The following is a 13,114-nucleotide window of genomic DNA, read 5'->3' as shown; positions in this document are numbered from 1 at the left end:
TTATTAATTTTACTCGTGTTAGGCTTAGAAAAATTCGTTGAGAGGGGAATCACTTTATGTATGCACAACAAATTGCTGGCCGACTGATTATTCTATGCTCGAGGGACTGAAACCTTTTCCGCTGATTTTCGGAATTGATTTTGGGCCCTCCTTTCGATGCATCGAATGAGGCGCCCGCAGGAATGATGGCGCCTATCCGATACCGGATAGGTTTTTTTCATGGCAAAGTAAATAGAGAGAGGATGAGTGAGTTGAAGGAATATGCGATGGATCGAATGGTAAAGGTATCTGCCGGGATGGCAAATGCGGTGTTAGTAACGTTAGGGGTAGGATTATTGATTGAGACGTTCGGCAACCTTTTACATATTGAAATGTTACTGACAATCGGCGGCGTCGCCAAAGTCTTACTCGCCCCAGCACTTGGAGCCGGTATTGCTTATCAGCTTGGCGGAAACACATTAGTCTTATTCAGTGCGATGATTGCCGCTACAATTGGCGGAGCCGCACTTCAGCCGACGGATGCCGGCCTTGTCCTCGTACCGGGGCAGCCAATCAGTGCGTTGCTCGCAGCTGCTGTTGCCGTCTTCGTCGGAAAACGAATGACAGGGAAAACAAAATTCGACATGATGGCCATCCCGGTTAGTGCTGTTCTTGCCGGCGGTTTTACTGGTCTTGCTGCCGCTGCCGTCACAACTCCTCTACTCACACGATTCAGCGCTATGGTCACTGCGTCCGTCGAGTCTTCACCAATTGCGACATCACTTGTTATTGCTCTTATCTTCAGTGTCTTATTGATGTCACCTGCTTCATCTGCTGCACTCGCCATCGCACTTCAACTTGACCCGGTCGCCAGTGCCGCCGCCTTAATCGGTTGTTCGGCTCAGTTTGTCGGATTTACATTGATGGCATATCGTCAAACGGATCCCGGCGGTTTGATCGCTTCGTTTTTCGTCACACCAAAGGTTCAGTTTCCGAATATCGTGAAGAATCCGCGCCTTGTCGTCGCACCTTTCCTGGCTGCGATGATTTCCGCACCCATCGCAACACTTGTTCTTTCACTTGAAGTTCCTTATGAACTTGCGGGTCTTGGATTAAATTCAATGATTGCCCCACTCAATATCTTCGTTAATCAAGGTTTTAATGCATTCCTCATCTTTTTCGCAACCGGTGTCGTCCTTCCTGGTATCTTGACGCTCGTCTTTTATCGCATGACTACGATGGCTGGTTGGACAAAAATGGGTGACCTTCGATTAGAAATTCAATAAGTGATCACCTTGCTGTTCCTTCATTATATGAGGGAACAGCTTTTTATACGAAAAAACTCCCGTTCATCGTGTGATGAACGGGAGTTCGGTATGATTCTGACTGGGCTCGAACCAGCGACCTCTACCCTGTCAAGGTAGCGCTCTCCCAGCTGAGCTACAGAATCATGATCGTGTGTTCTGGGTATATGTTTATTATAGCAACATATTGAAAACTGTAAAGACTTTTCTATGATTTTTTTCATTATATTTTTTCTTTTTGCTCTGCAGTTCAAAGTTGCAGGGTTTCGTTTCGTCCTCTACTATGTAAATAAGCACATATAAAATAAAGGAGGGGTAACTGTTGAATTTTTTAACAAGGTTTAGTTTAAAGAACTCTGTCGCTGTATTTATTATTGCTATTTTATTAGTTTTGGGCGGCGTATATTCGTTTTCTCAGCTTAAAGTGGATCAGTTTCCTGAAATTGAATTTCCTCAAATTTCAGTAGAAGCTGTGTATCCAGGCGCATCTCCAGATGATGTCGATAAACAGGTCGTCTCAAAACTCGAGACAGCACTGAAAGGAATCGAGGGCTCGACAAAAATCACGAGCTCTGCTTATGAAAGTATCGGGATCATCAATATCGAATTCCCATTTGATACCGATATGGACAAGGTCGAACAACAAATCGATGCTGCGATCCAGGATGCTAATCTTCCGGAAGAAGCGACAACGAAGTTGAACCGCTTCTCATTTGGATCGTTCCCGATCTACAATATTTCCTTCTTTAGTAAAGATGGAAAAGAGATTGAGTCGCTTCTAAAAAATGAAATCGAACCGGAACTTAATAAAATTCCGGGCATCAACAGTGTTTCGGTTGGTGGCTACAAAGATGATTTGGTCCAGATTACTGTCGACAATAAAAAGGCGACAGCTGCCGGTTTATCTTTATCAAGCATTAAAGAACAAATCAATGCCAAGTATGTTTCCTTCCCGTCTGGTCAGCTCGCAGAAGGCGATTCGAAGATTCCGATCCGGGTCGAAGAAAAACTGGAAAACTTGGATAAATTAAAAAATCTCCAACTCACGTCAAGTGTCTCTTCTGGTGCTGCTTCAGGCGGCCAGGGTCAACCTGCTCAATCAGGACCTCCGGCTGGTGCAACAGGTGCTACCGGTGCTCCAACAGAAGAAACGAAACCGGCTGAACCGGTTCGTCTTTCAGACATCGCTACCATCGAAGCAGTCTCGAAGCAAAGTGAAAAAACACGTTATGATTTAAAAGATTCTCTATCAATGGCAATTACAAAAAAACAAGATGCCAATACGGTTGAAATTGCCGACGGCGTCACAAAAATCTTAAACAAATATGATGACCAAATCGATTATACGATTGGAATTGATTCTGCGAAAGACATCGAAGAATCCGTCGCTACGCTTGTAAAAGAAGGATTACTCGGTGCCTTATTCGCTTCACTGGCTGTCCTTCTGTTCCTACGGAATATCCGGGCGACCATCATCGCAATCGTCTCGATTCCACTGTCACTCTTGATTGCGGCCATCTTCTTGAACTGGCAGGATATTTCATTAAATATCATGACACTCGGTGGTATGGCAGTCGCTGTCGGCCGGGTCGTCGATGACAGTATCGTCGTCATTGAAAATATTTTCCGGCGGGTCCGAAAATCAGATGGTGGTATGACAAATGAAGTCATCGAACAATCAACGAAAGAGATTTTAAAGGCTATCACGTCTTCGACGCTTACGACCGTCGTTGTCTTCTTGCCAATCGGCTTTGTCGGCGGTATCACAGGTAAATTCTTCTTACCGTTCGCCTTGACCATCATCTTCTCGTTACTCGCTTCCCTGCTTGTCGCGATTACGATTGTACCGATCCTAGCGAAGTTCGCCTTTAAAAAGGTACCAGCGGAAGAAAAAGAAGGCGTCTTACAGCGCTGGTACGGCACACTGATTGAAAAATCATTGTCGCATAAAGCGATTATCTTAGTCGTTTCCTTCTTGTTACTCGGTGGTTCGCTTGCCATCGTACCGCAACTCGGCTTTACGTTCATTCCGAATGAAGCTTCAAAAACATTGACCGCTTCACTCGAACTTCCTGCTGCGACATCGCTTGAGAAAACGAGTGAGGTTTCGCTCAACATGGAAAAAATGTTCGATCAGGAAAAAGCGATTGCTGATGTCACGACATCCGTTGGAGCACGTGACTTCACGACCGGGTTGCGCCTTGATAACAAAGCCAGCTACTTCTTGAACTTAAAAGACGGGGCTGATGTCGAAAAAACGATCAAATCCCTTGAAACAAAAATGGATGATATCGCAAAAGAAGATGATGTCGACGTTAAAATCAGCGTTGCTGAGCTGTCGACAGGTGGTCCCCCATCCAACAATAATGTGGATGTTGATTTGTTCTCGACTGATTTAGAAGCGCTCCAAAAAGCTGCCAAGCTGGTCGAAGACAACATGAATAAAAACAACGATTTAAAATATGTCACGAATAACTTCAGCGAGAAACAAAAACAATTCCTCGTCGAAATTGATTCTGAAAAAGCCAGTGATCGTGGTTTGTCCGGCTTCCAGATTCTTGGTACGGTCAACGACCAAACGAAACCTGTCACAGTCGGTACGCTCAATCTCGATGACAAAGATCAGGACGTTCAATTGTCTTATAAAGAAGATTTGACGTCGAAAGCAGATCTTGAGAACGTCCAGCTCTTCTCTGCCGCTGGCCCTGTCGCCTTAAAAGATGTCGCGACTGTTAATGAAGTTGAGACGTTCACATCGATTCAGAAACTGGATGGAAAAGTGTACGCCCGCGTTTCGGGTCAAGTCAAAGGCGATAACGTTCAAACGGTCTCCAGTGACGTCAAAGCCGCTGTCGAAAAAATCGACTTGCCAGACGGTGTTTCCTTAACAAGTGGCGGTGGAAATGATGACACGGTCGAAATCTTCCAATCTCTTGGGATCGCCATCGTGGTTGCAATCGGTCTCGTCTACTTGACGATGTTAATCACGTTCGGAAAAGCACGGATTCCGTTCATTATTCTTTCATCGCTCATCTTCGTTCCGATTGGCTCGCTCGTTACGCTGTTCTTAGCTAACGAACCATTGTCTGTCAGTGTCATGATCGGATTCCTGATGCTGATCGGAATCGTCACGACCAACGCGATCGTGCTTGTTGACCGGATTGGTCAGAACATCACACGTGGACTTCCGATTCGGGAATCGTTGATTGAGGCCGGTAAGACACGACTTCGTCCAATCCTGATGACGGCATTCGCTACGATCATGGCGCTTGTTCCGCTCGCACTGACGACGTCATCCGGTACCCTGATTTCAAAAGGGCTCGCCTTGACGGTCATCGGCGGATTGACGACGTCAACACTCTTGACGCTCATCATCGTCCCTGTCGTCTATGAGCTCTTCTTCTTCAAAAAGGTCAAAAAAGAACGTCAATCTTAACCTAAAAAATCCTCCCCTCTTCATGAGGGAAGGATTTTTTTTGATTATTTTTCAAGCAATTCATCTGTCCGATCAATCGTTCCATTGTGTTTAGTGACAAGTCCGTCCAGTACGGAGGGTTCGAATTCTTCCCCAATTGCGATGATTCCCGTCTTACCGGGCGGAATCACACCAAGTGTCCGCTTGAATGTTTCTTGAACGGCTTGATTCTCTTTTAAGTCTTTCGAACCGCCAATCAGCATCCCGGTCATCGAACCTAGCAGAATGCCGAAAGGTCCTCCGAGAATCCCGACTGCCATACCGATCAACGAACCTTTAAATGCTTTGTTGGAACCGCTCAAGTCGACGGCATCTTCAAAGGAAAAAGCTCCGCTCTCACTTCGTTTAATGACAGCGATCTGTTCAAAATCGACTTGACCATTCGCATGGTATTTTTTTAATTCACTAAATACCTGATACGAGGTCGCTTCTTCTTCAAATGTAAAGGTTATGATATGGTGCTTCTCTTCTTTTTTCGCCACAACTTCCCACCTCTTTCGCAAAAGACAGATTGCCACCACTGACGATGAGGAATACACCATTTATTTACCATTTAAAGCTTAAAACGAAACCTGTTACGGTGTGACCGGTTTACCAGGTTCTAATTGATAATATTCTTCCATTGTCAATCCGGTCATTTTCAGCTGCGCCGCAAGCGTTGCCCCAACATAACGGAAATGCCAGCTTTCATACGTGTACCCTGTCCATGATTCTTTTCCGAGCGGATAACGAAGATGGAATCCGTAACGGTGCGCATTGGCAGCTAGCCATTTCGCTTCTTTTGTAGTTGAAAAGCTGAACTTTGCATATTTCGATGAATCGGCGCCTCCGATATCAAAGCCCAGTCCTGTCTGATGTTCACTTTTTCCCGGTTGTGCACTGTACGTACTGGCTTTCTCAAAACCATCCCGTGCGACATACTTTTCAAACAATGCCTTTTGATACGCATAAGAACGGTATGTACTGAATGCGACAAGCGTAATGCTTTCAGCTTTGGCAGCCCGTCTCATTTTTTCAAATGCTGCCCGTGCGACCGTACTTTCACCAGGTGCATACGTCGATCGTAACGGAAGATTGGGATTGACGATTAGTGTCTTGCCGATGCGTAATCCGCCGATTTGTTGATCTGTCAGCAAATATTTTGTGCTCGCATACCCTGTCTGTGTTCCATAACGGACTTTTGACCATGTCCCAAGTCGGCTGATCTCGTTGACGTAGACAGTAGTCGGAATGACTGCGACGACTGCTTTAGTTGTCGAAGCCCCGCTTCGAAGATTGAGCGGTGTTTTCGCTTGACGGTAACTGGATGCTTCTGCTGCCAGTGAAAAACTGACAAGTGACAGGAGGATCGCCAGCAACCCTATCACCGTTTTCTTTAATTTTTTCATATCTCTTAAAACTCCTTTTTTCCAAAACAGGGTAATTAATCTTAGATTTTAGAATAACATTCATTTCAAAACGTCACCATTTTTTGTACAGGGTGTAATCAAAATGAATTAATTCTCCCACTCTTAAAAGAGCTTCCCCCGTCAGATACGAGGATTGAATCTTTGTTTTTTGGGGTAAACATTTCTTGTATGCGTTTTCTTTAAATAATAATGATTGGCATCAGTCAGGGGCGAATCTTATGACCATTTTAGACAAAGTGTTCATCGCCATCTCTCTTCTTTGGTTACTGGAATTGTTTCTTTTCCGAAACCGTAAGAAGGAACCTTCTCCACTCGAAGAACGGCGAAGTTTTTATTGGATTTTAGCTACATTAATCGCCACCATCCTCTTCTCCGTTGTATTCAGTGATTCAACCGCCCTTTCTTTTTCACGCGAAATCGGATTGTTTCTGTTAACTGCCGGTGTCGCTGTGCGGTACTGGGGGATTTATCATCTCAAGCATCAGTTCACCCGCCACGTCACTGTCAATCCAGGCGATCAGCTTGTCAGCACGGGTCCTTATCGGGCACTACGCCATCCCCTCTATACCGGTCTGTTTTTTATCACATTAGGCTTCCCGTTATACTTCGGGAACTTACTCGTCACGTTATGTGCCGGCGTCCTGATGTTCATCGCTTTGCTTCACCGCATTCGAATCGAGGAACGGATGTTGACGGAAGGATTTGGTCCTACTTACACTGCCTGGGCCCGCAGAAGAAAACGTTTGATTCCATTTATCTACTAAGACATAAGGAGATGTGATTTTTTTGAAGAAACAAGCAGTCGTCATTGGAGCAGGTTTAGCAGGTATGTCAGCCGCAATCCGCCTCGCAGGAGACGGTTATGAAGTCACGATGCTAGAACAAAACGGAAACGTTGGCGGTAAATTAAACCAACGCAGTGGTCAAGGATTTACGTTCGATACCGGCCCTTCTATCTTGACGATGCCTTGGGTACTCGAGCAATTGTTTACGAGTGTTCACCGTCGACTCGACGACTATCTCGAAATCGAACGCATCGAACCGCAATGGCGGACCTTCTTCGAAGATGGGACACAACTTGACGTCAAAGGCGATCTTCCAGGCATGCTGGAAGAGTTCAAAAAAGTTTCCGACCAAGCAGATTTCGTCGAACTGTTCAGTTATTCCAAAAAAATGTACGACCTGTGTTTGGATAGTTTCTACAAATACAGTCTCGAAGATTTAAAGGACTTAAAAAAATACCATACGATGTCTGAATTACTTAAGATGGACCCTCTCAATACAGTAGCAAGCGGTACAAAAAAACATTTGAACAACAAATACCTGGAGCAACTGTTTAACTATATGGTCATGTATGTCGGTTCCAACCCTTACGAAGCTCCTGCTGTCTTCAATCAAATGATTTACGTTCAGATGGGTCTCGGCATCTATTATGTCAAAGGTGGTATGTACAATATCGCCCGTGCCATGAAGACGGTGCTTGACGAACTCCGGGTAACCATTCACGTCAACACACCTGTCGAACGTGTCGTCACAGAAGGCAAGCGTGCAATCGGCGTGGAAACGACAGACGGTACATTTTATCCGGCTGATGTCGTCGTCTCGAACCTTGAGGTCATTCCGACCTATCAACATCTCATTTCAGAGAAAAAAGGACCAAAACATGCTAAAAAATTAAATCAGTCATTCTTGCCATCTGTTTCCGGTCTTGTCCTGTTACTTGGAGTTAACCGCGAATACAAAGACTTGAAACACCATAACTTCTTCTTCTCCGATGATCCGGAACGGGAATTTGCCCAAATGTTCAAGGATGGGGTTCCACCAGAAGATCCAACGATTTATGTCGGTGTCTCTTCTAAATCGGACGCTTCACAGGCTCCTGAAGGAAAAGATAATTTGTTCGTCTTGACACACGTGCCACCACTGACGAAACAAGACAGCAAAACTGATTGGGATGCGTACCGTGAAGTTGTCCTCGATAAATTGGAACGGATGGGACTGACTGATTTACGCGAATCGATTGAATTTGAATACCGCTTTACACCAGAAGACTTGAAATCCCTATACGGTCCGAACGGCGGCTCGATTTATGGCGTGGCAGCCGATCGGAAAAAGAACGGTGGATTCAAGATTCCATCGAAGAGCGATCTTTACGAAGGTCTTTACTTCGTTGGTGGTTCCACACATCCGGGTGGTGGTGTCCCAATGGTCACTTTATCGGGTCAGCTGACAGCTGATTTAATCCAAAAACATGAAAATGTAAAGGCATAATCAAAACAGGAGATTGTCCCTTCAGTGAAGGGACGATCTCCTGTTTTTTTAGTTGTGCTGACAGACTTCTTCAATATGAAGGAAGACTCCGTCTTTAAATATCATTCGATAGACAGCCGGCATTTTTAACGTTTTCCAGAAATCATATCCGTATGTCGGATCAAAGTGTTGCATCAATAACACCATAATATTTCCATGTGTTCCGATGACGACGGTTTGATTTTTATGTTTTTTCAACAATTGTTTGATTTCATGAACGATCCGTTGTTGTGCCGTAACGTTTGATTCACCTCCATACGGATTTTCATCCGGATGTTCCCAGACGTAGCCGACAGCCTGTTGAAAGTCCGACAGTTCTCCCGGTGCCAATAACCGTTCTTGAACAGCCGCTGTTTCTTGAATGACTAATCCGTATTGTGCCGCTAGAGGCTGGACCGTCTCAATAGCTCGTCGGTACGGACTCGCGTAGATATGGTCCGGTTTAATCCCTTTAAAAAGCGTCGTCAATTGTTCCGCATCGTATCTACCTTGTTCCGATAGAGGACGCGCTTGTTCGTCTGTAGAATAGGTCGAATGTGCATGACGAACCAGATAAATCGTCGTTGTCATATTAACTCCCCTTTCAGCTATTTTTTGCCTGCTCCAGCAAACGATAACCCACACCTCGGACAGTTTCCAAGTACTCATCGATTGGAAAACCAGAACGGCGCAGTTTTTCACGAAGATGACGCATATGAGAATCGATAGTTCGTGGTTCAATCGATTGGTCGTCGCCCCAAAGTGACAGAACCAATTGTTCTCTTGATAAGATACCATTCACGGACGCCAGGAGCTTTCCTAAAAGTTGAAACTCTGTTTTCGTCAGTAAAATCTTTTGTTCGTTGAATGTACAGTGATACCCTGCGACATCATACTGCAGTCCATGAAATGTATACTGTTCCCGCTTTTCTCGACCAATCAATAGTTCGATTCGTCCCAATAATTCGCCTTCATGAATTGGTTTTGCCACATAATCATCTGCCCCTACTTTGCGTCCCCGTAACACATCTTCCATTTGGTTCCGCGCTGTCACCATAATGATTGGAAAATCAACCATTCGTCTTATGTTTTCACATAACGTCCATCCATCCATATCGGGCATCATGACATCAAGTAAAGCCAAATCAATGGGAACCGTTTTGACGATTTCGAGCGCTTTTTCGGCCGAATCGACTAAATGACACGTATGACCATATGGTTCCAGATATAACTTCATCAATTGAAGCATCCGCTGTTCATCATCAACGATTAAAATTCGAGCCATCTCTTCACTCCTTCCATTGAATCATCACACTCGTCCCAATATTCTTTTGACTCTTGATATCTAATGTTGCATCGTGTGCTTGAACGATTGCTGACGCAATCGTCAATCCAAGTCCTGATCCGCCTCGACTTCGCGATCGTGACGGTTCACTCCGGTACAAACGTTTTGTCACATGAGGTAAACTTTCTTCGCTGATACCGATTCCGGTATCCCGTACTTGAAAATACGGTCCTGTTTCATTCCTGCCGTATCGGACGATGATGTCGCCGGTTACTGTATATTTCCTGGCATTATCCAAGAGATTCACCAACACTTGCTTGAGCCGAATTTCATCTCCTACTATCTCTACTGGTTCCCCCGATACATGAAAATGCAGTCCTTTTTCTTCAATCGCAGGTCGCATTTTCTTTGTCGTCGAGACAATCAAGTCATCGAGTGAAAGTCGCAACCGTTCGACTGAAAATGCATTCGTATCGGAACGTGCCAGTAACATCAACTGTTCAATCAATGTGCTCAAATGATCGCTTTCTTCTTTGATAATTGACAAATAGGCTGTTTTTTCAGATTCCGGCAAGTCTGGGCGATGTAATATGTCAGCATATCCTTTCATGTAGGTCAGCGGGGTTCGGAGTTCGTGGGAGATATTTGCTAAAAAATCCGTCCGTTCACGATTCAAGAAATCGAGATCTTTTGCCAATTGTGTGATGGACCGCGCCAGTGCCCCAAGCTCATCTGAACGGTTCACCGGTAAATCCACGTCAAGGTTTCCTTCTTTCAACTGGGCGGTCGCACGTTCCATCTCAATGAGTGGTCTTGAAATCAATCGTGTGCATAACATAACAGTCGCAAGCGACAGGAGAATAGCAATGATACCGACTTGAATGAATTGTTGCCTTAACGGATTGACGACTTGTTGAATCAATGTTTCCGGAGCAAACATGAAGACATGTCCACGATGAACACCTGAAATCGTGATTGGACTATCTGTTATTAAAAAACCGTTCGCTTCCGCTTGAGATTGTAAAATCCGATCTTTTCGTTGCGTTTGAAATTCCGTATGGACAAGTTCTTCTGTCATTTTTGGAGTAAGAGGATGCGAAGACTTTAAAATTTTTCCTTTTTGATCCGTAATCACGACAGTAAATTCAGATGCCGATTCCATCAAACTGACATGTTCCAACGTTTCTGCATGAAATGATTTCTCAAGGACATCGCGGTGTGTATTCCCCCGGTTCAGCAAACCGAGGACCACTTCATCCGTCCTTTGATTCACGAGGTTTAAATAGAGGGTACTGAACAGAATACCGCCGATGACAAGAATCGCAGTCAAAAAAAGTAAACCAATATAGTACGAAATATGTCGCATGTCCTGCCCCCTTCTTTCCCTTCAGTATTACGATACACTTTTTCAAAGACTCGTTCAGTCAGGCAATTGAATTGTCACTCTTTCTGCATGGTTTCTGCACGAAACACGGGTATAGTAGTGACATAACCAGATTACTACAGGAGGTATTTTTTTATGAAAAAACAACTATTCGTTACATCACTTGCTCTTTCTGCTGTCCTAGGTTTAGCTGCCTGCGGATCGGATTCAAATTCCTCTAATTCAAATGACATGCACGATAATATGAATGATTCCCATGCAGGAATGATGCATTCAAGTGACGGAAAAATTCCGGCCGGACTAAAACAAGCCGAAAATCCAAAATTTAAGGACGGTGCAAACGTCATTTTGTCATCGGACCATATGAAAGGCATGGACGGGGCAGAAGCAACCATCGTCGATTCATTTGATACGACAGTATATGCAGTCAGCTTTACACCAACAAACGGAGGAAAAAAAGTCAGCAATCATAAATGGGTGATCCAGGAAGAACTTAAACCGGTTCCGGAATCACAGTTACAATCAGGTGACAAAGTGACTTTAGCGGCAGATCACATGAAAGGCATGGATGGGGCTAAAGCGACTATTGATCAAGCCGATGAAACAACCGTGTATATGGTTGATTTTAAACCGACGACTGGCGGAAAAAAGATTAAGAATCATAAATGGGTGACAGAAGATGAACTTCAATCCAACGATTAAAACAAAAAAACCCGCTCATCCAAGGATGAACGGGTTTTTAGTATGATTCTGACTGGGCTCGAACCAGCGACCTCTACCCTGTCAAGGTAGCGCTCTCCCAGCTGAGCTACAGAATCATGATGCAGTACGTTATGTACTTGCTAGGACATGTATTAATATAGCAAGAAACTAACCATCTGACAAGTACTTTTCTAAAAAAATTAAAAATAAAAATGAACGGGACCGAAACTTGATTTCGAGTCGGCCCCTTCACATTTACTTATAGAATTGTCGTGACTTGATCGACCGGCAGACGAAGGGCCGGACGTTTTTTCGCATCTTCCACTGCTTTCCCGACGGCAATCAACATGACCGGAACATAACGTTCATCTGTAATAAACGTTTCCGTGAAGAGTTGATGATTGAATCCACCCATCGCAAGTGTTGATAATCCTTTTGCTTCAGCGACCAACATGAGTTGCATCGCTGCTAGACTTGCGTTTGACATGGCTGCATCTCTCGCGTAAGCCTCGCTTTGGTAAGCTCCTTCCACTTGTCCTTTGATCGAGTCGAACAAGTCTTCCGTCATGCCTCCTGCTTCTACGGCTGGACCATAAACCGGATTATAGTTTCGGTTTGCCTGTAAATCCCCTAGTACGGCAATGACGACTGAAGAAGAACTGATGGCAGGCTGATTGTAAGCGATTGGAGCCAATTGCTGCTTCGCTTCTTCCGAATGGAAGGCGACGAAATGCCAATGTTGCAAGTTCCAAGCACTTGGCGCAGCTGTCGTCAATTCGATTAATTCTTGTACGTCTTCCTGCGAAAGCATGAATGTCTCATCGTAATGACGAACTGAACGGCGTTCTGTCAAAAGTGATAGTGTATCGGATAGTGTTTGATTCATAATGATCCCCCTTTAAGTACATCTGTTTACTTTGTTATCGTATCATCCTCTCCGCTACCTGTCATATGACAAGACTCGCTGATGTTCCATCTGTTATAAAACAATAATTGACATACTCTATCTGTACTAGTACAATAAAAGAAATTCAGTGTTTCTTGCTGCCAAATCCATATATTAAGAGGAGGAACAAAATCATGGAACAACCCCTTTACCAAGAAACTTCTCCGGAGTTTTACCGTCAACTTCCGGTCAAGACCTGCTCTCATTGCGGAAAAGAAATGGATGAACAGTGCGAATCATATAAAACAGAATGTGATGAGTGTGCTGTTACAGAACACTGATCGAGAATTGTCCGAAAAAAGAAGTCTCCGATAACGGATGGACTTCTTTTTTTGTTAAAA

At 44.4% G+C, this 13,114-nt stretch carries 12 protein-coding genes and 2 tRNA genes; 6 read left to right on the top strand and 8 right to left on the bottom strand.

Annotation, left to right across the window (positions count from 1 at the left end; genetic code table 11):
* Window positions 1–242: 242 nt before the first annotated feature.
* Complete coding sequence (locus MUN34_RS14330; RefSeq protein ID WP_026829244.1) at window positions 243–1,265, top strand: PTS sugar transporter subunit IIC; 1,023 nt, start codon at window positions 243–245, stop codon at window positions 1,263–1,265.
* Between the two features lie 91 nt (window positions 1,266–1,356).
* On the opposite strand, the gene MUN34_RS14325 is transcribed toward MUN34_RS14330, so the two are convergent.
* Window positions 1,357–1,429, bottom strand: a tRNA-Val gene (locus tag MUN34_RS14325).
* Between the two features lie 176 nt (window positions 1,430–1,605).
* Between MUN34_RS14325 and MUN34_RS14320 the strand changes: the two genes are divergently transcribed.
* A complete protein-coding gene (locus MUN34_RS14320) occupies window positions 1,606–4,719 on the top strand; it encodes an efflux RND transporter permease subunit (RefSeq protein WP_247858149.1) in 3,114 nt (1,037 codons plus the stop codon).
* A gap of 44 nt (window positions 4,720–4,763) precedes the next feature.
* Here the strand turns inward: MUN34_RS14320 and MUN34_RS14315 are convergent, their stop codons facing one another.
* On the bottom strand, window positions 4,764–5,240 hold the full coding sequence (locus tag MUN34_RS14315) for a DUF456 domain-containing protein (protein ID WP_026829246.1): 477 nt from the start codon (window positions 5,238–5,240) through the stop codon (window positions 4,764–4,766).
* A gap of 93 nt (window positions 5,241–5,333) precedes the next feature.
* Window positions 5,334–6,146 (bottom strand): D-alanyl-D-alanine carboxypeptidase family protein, encoded by an 813-nt coding sequence (locus tag MUN34_RS14310; RefSeq protein WP_026829247.1) that lies wholly within the window; start codon window positions 6,144–6,146, stop codon window positions 5,334–5,336.
* Window positions 6,147–6,385: 239 nt separating this feature from the next.
* On the opposite strand from MUN34_RS14310, the gene MUN34_RS14305 reads away from it, so the two are divergent.
* Window positions 6,386–6,931: a methyltransferase family protein gene (locus tag MUN34_RS14305; RefSeq protein ID WP_026829248.1), complete on the top strand. Its 546-nt coding sequence runs from the start codon at window positions 6,386–6,388 to the stop codon at window positions 6,929–6,931.
* A gap of 22 nt (window positions 6,932–6,953) precedes the next feature.
* Complete coding sequence (locus tag MUN34_RS14300) at window positions 6,954–8,438, top strand: phytoene desaturase family protein (protein ID WP_026829249.1); 1,485 nt, start codon at window positions 6,954–6,956, stop codon at window positions 8,436–8,438.
* A gap of 48 nt (window positions 8,439–8,486) precedes the next feature.
* Here MUN34_RS14300 and MUN34_RS14295 read toward each other — a convergent pair whose 3' ends face one another.
* The 3 genes from MUN34_RS14295 to MUN34_RS14285 are packed head-to-tail and all read right to left on the bottom strand — an operon-like array spanning window position 8,487 to window position 11,107.
* Window positions 8,487–9,047, bottom strand: coding sequence for a histidine phosphatase family protein (locus MUN34_RS14295; RefSeq protein ID WP_026829250.1), 561 nt, complete (start codon window positions 9,045–9,047; stop codon window positions 8,487–8,489).
* Window positions 9,048–9,060: 13 nt separating this feature from the next.
* A complete protein-coding gene (locus tag MUN34_RS14290; protein ID WP_026829251.1) occupies window positions 9,061–9,741 on the bottom strand; it encodes a response regulator transcription factor in 681 nt (226 codons plus the stop codon).
* 4 nt (window positions 9,742–9,745) lie between these two features.
* On the bottom strand, window positions 9,746–11,107 hold the full coding sequence (locus MUN34_RS14285; RefSeq protein ID WP_026829252.1) for a sensor histidine kinase: 1,362 nt from the start codon (window positions 11,105–11,107) through the stop codon (window positions 9,746–9,748).
* 153 nt (window positions 11,108–11,260) lie between these two features.
* On the opposite strand from MUN34_RS14285, the gene MUN34_RS14280 reads away from it, so the two are divergent.
* On the top strand, window positions 11,261–11,827 hold the full coding sequence (locus MUN34_RS14280; RefSeq protein ID WP_247858148.1) for a YdhK family protein: 567 nt from the start codon (window positions 11,261–11,263) through the stop codon (window positions 11,825–11,827).
* Window positions 11,828–11,870: 43 nt separating this feature from the next.
* Here MUN34_RS14280 and MUN34_RS14275 read toward each other — a convergent pair.
* Window positions 11,871–11,943, bottom strand: a tRNA-Val gene (locus tag MUN34_RS14275).
* Window positions 11,944–12,086: 143 nt separating this feature from the next.
* Window positions 12,087–12,713 carry a nitroreductase family protein gene (locus MUN34_RS14270; protein ID WP_247858147.1) on the bottom strand — a complete coding sequence of 209 codons (627 nt, stop codon included), beginning with the start codon at window positions 12,711–12,713 and terminating at the stop codon, window positions 12,087–12,089.
* Between the two features lie 194 nt (window positions 12,714–12,907).
* On the opposite strand from MUN34_RS14270, the gene yhfH reads away from it, so the two are divergent.
* Window positions 12,908–13,054 carry a protein YhfH gene (gene yhfH, locus MUN34_RS14265; RefSeq protein WP_251135546.1) on the top strand — a complete coding sequence of 49 codons (147 nt, stop codon included), beginning with the start codon at window positions 12,908–12,910 and terminating at the stop codon, window positions 13,052–13,054.
* Window positions 13,055–13,114 lie beyond the last annotated feature (60 nt).

This window comes from Exiguobacterium sp. 17-1 (genome assembly GCF_023096305.1).
GTDB lineage: Bacteria > Bacillota > Bacilli > Exiguobacteriales > Exiguobacteriaceae > Exiguobacterium_A > Exiguobacterium_A sibiricum_A.
Note: the sequence above shows the minus strand (reverse complement) of the source record. Positions and strands in the feature narration are given on the sequence as shown.

Coding starts and splice junctions, on each gene's coding strand:
- MUN34_RS14280 (WP_247858148.1), top strand. CDS start 11,261: ATGAAAAAACAACTATTCGTTACATCACTTGCTCTTTCTGCTGTCCTA.
- MUN34_RS14330 (WP_026829244.1), top strand. CDS start 243: ATGAGTGAGTTGAAGGAATATGCGATGGATCGAATGGTAAAGGTATCT.
- MUN34_RS14295 (WP_026829250.1), bottom strand. CDS start 9,047: ATGACAACGACGATTTATCTGGTTCGTCATGCACATTCGACCTATTCT.
- MUN34_RS14305 (WP_026829248.1), top strand. CDS start 6,386: ATGACCATTTTAGACAAAGTGTTCATCGCCATCTCTCTTCTTTGGTTA.
- MUN34_RS14285 (WP_026829252.1), bottom strand. CDS start 11,107: ATGCGACATATTTCGTACTATATTGGTTTACTTTTTTTGACTGCGATT.
- MUN34_RS14310 (WP_026829247.1), bottom strand. CDS start 6,146: ATGAAAAAATTAAAGAAAACGGTGATAGGGTTGCTGGCGATCCTCCTG.
- MUN34_RS14270 (WP_247858147.1), bottom strand. CDS start 12,713: ATGAATCAAACACTATCCGATACACTATCACTTTTGACAGAACGCCGT.
- yhfH (WP_251135546.1), top strand. CDS start 12,908: ATGGAACAACCCCTTTACCAAGAAACTTCTCCGGAGTTTTACCGTCAA.
- MUN34_RS14290 (WP_026829251.1), bottom strand. CDS start 9,741: ATGGCTCGAATTTTAATCGTTGATGATGAACAGCGGATGCTTCAATTG.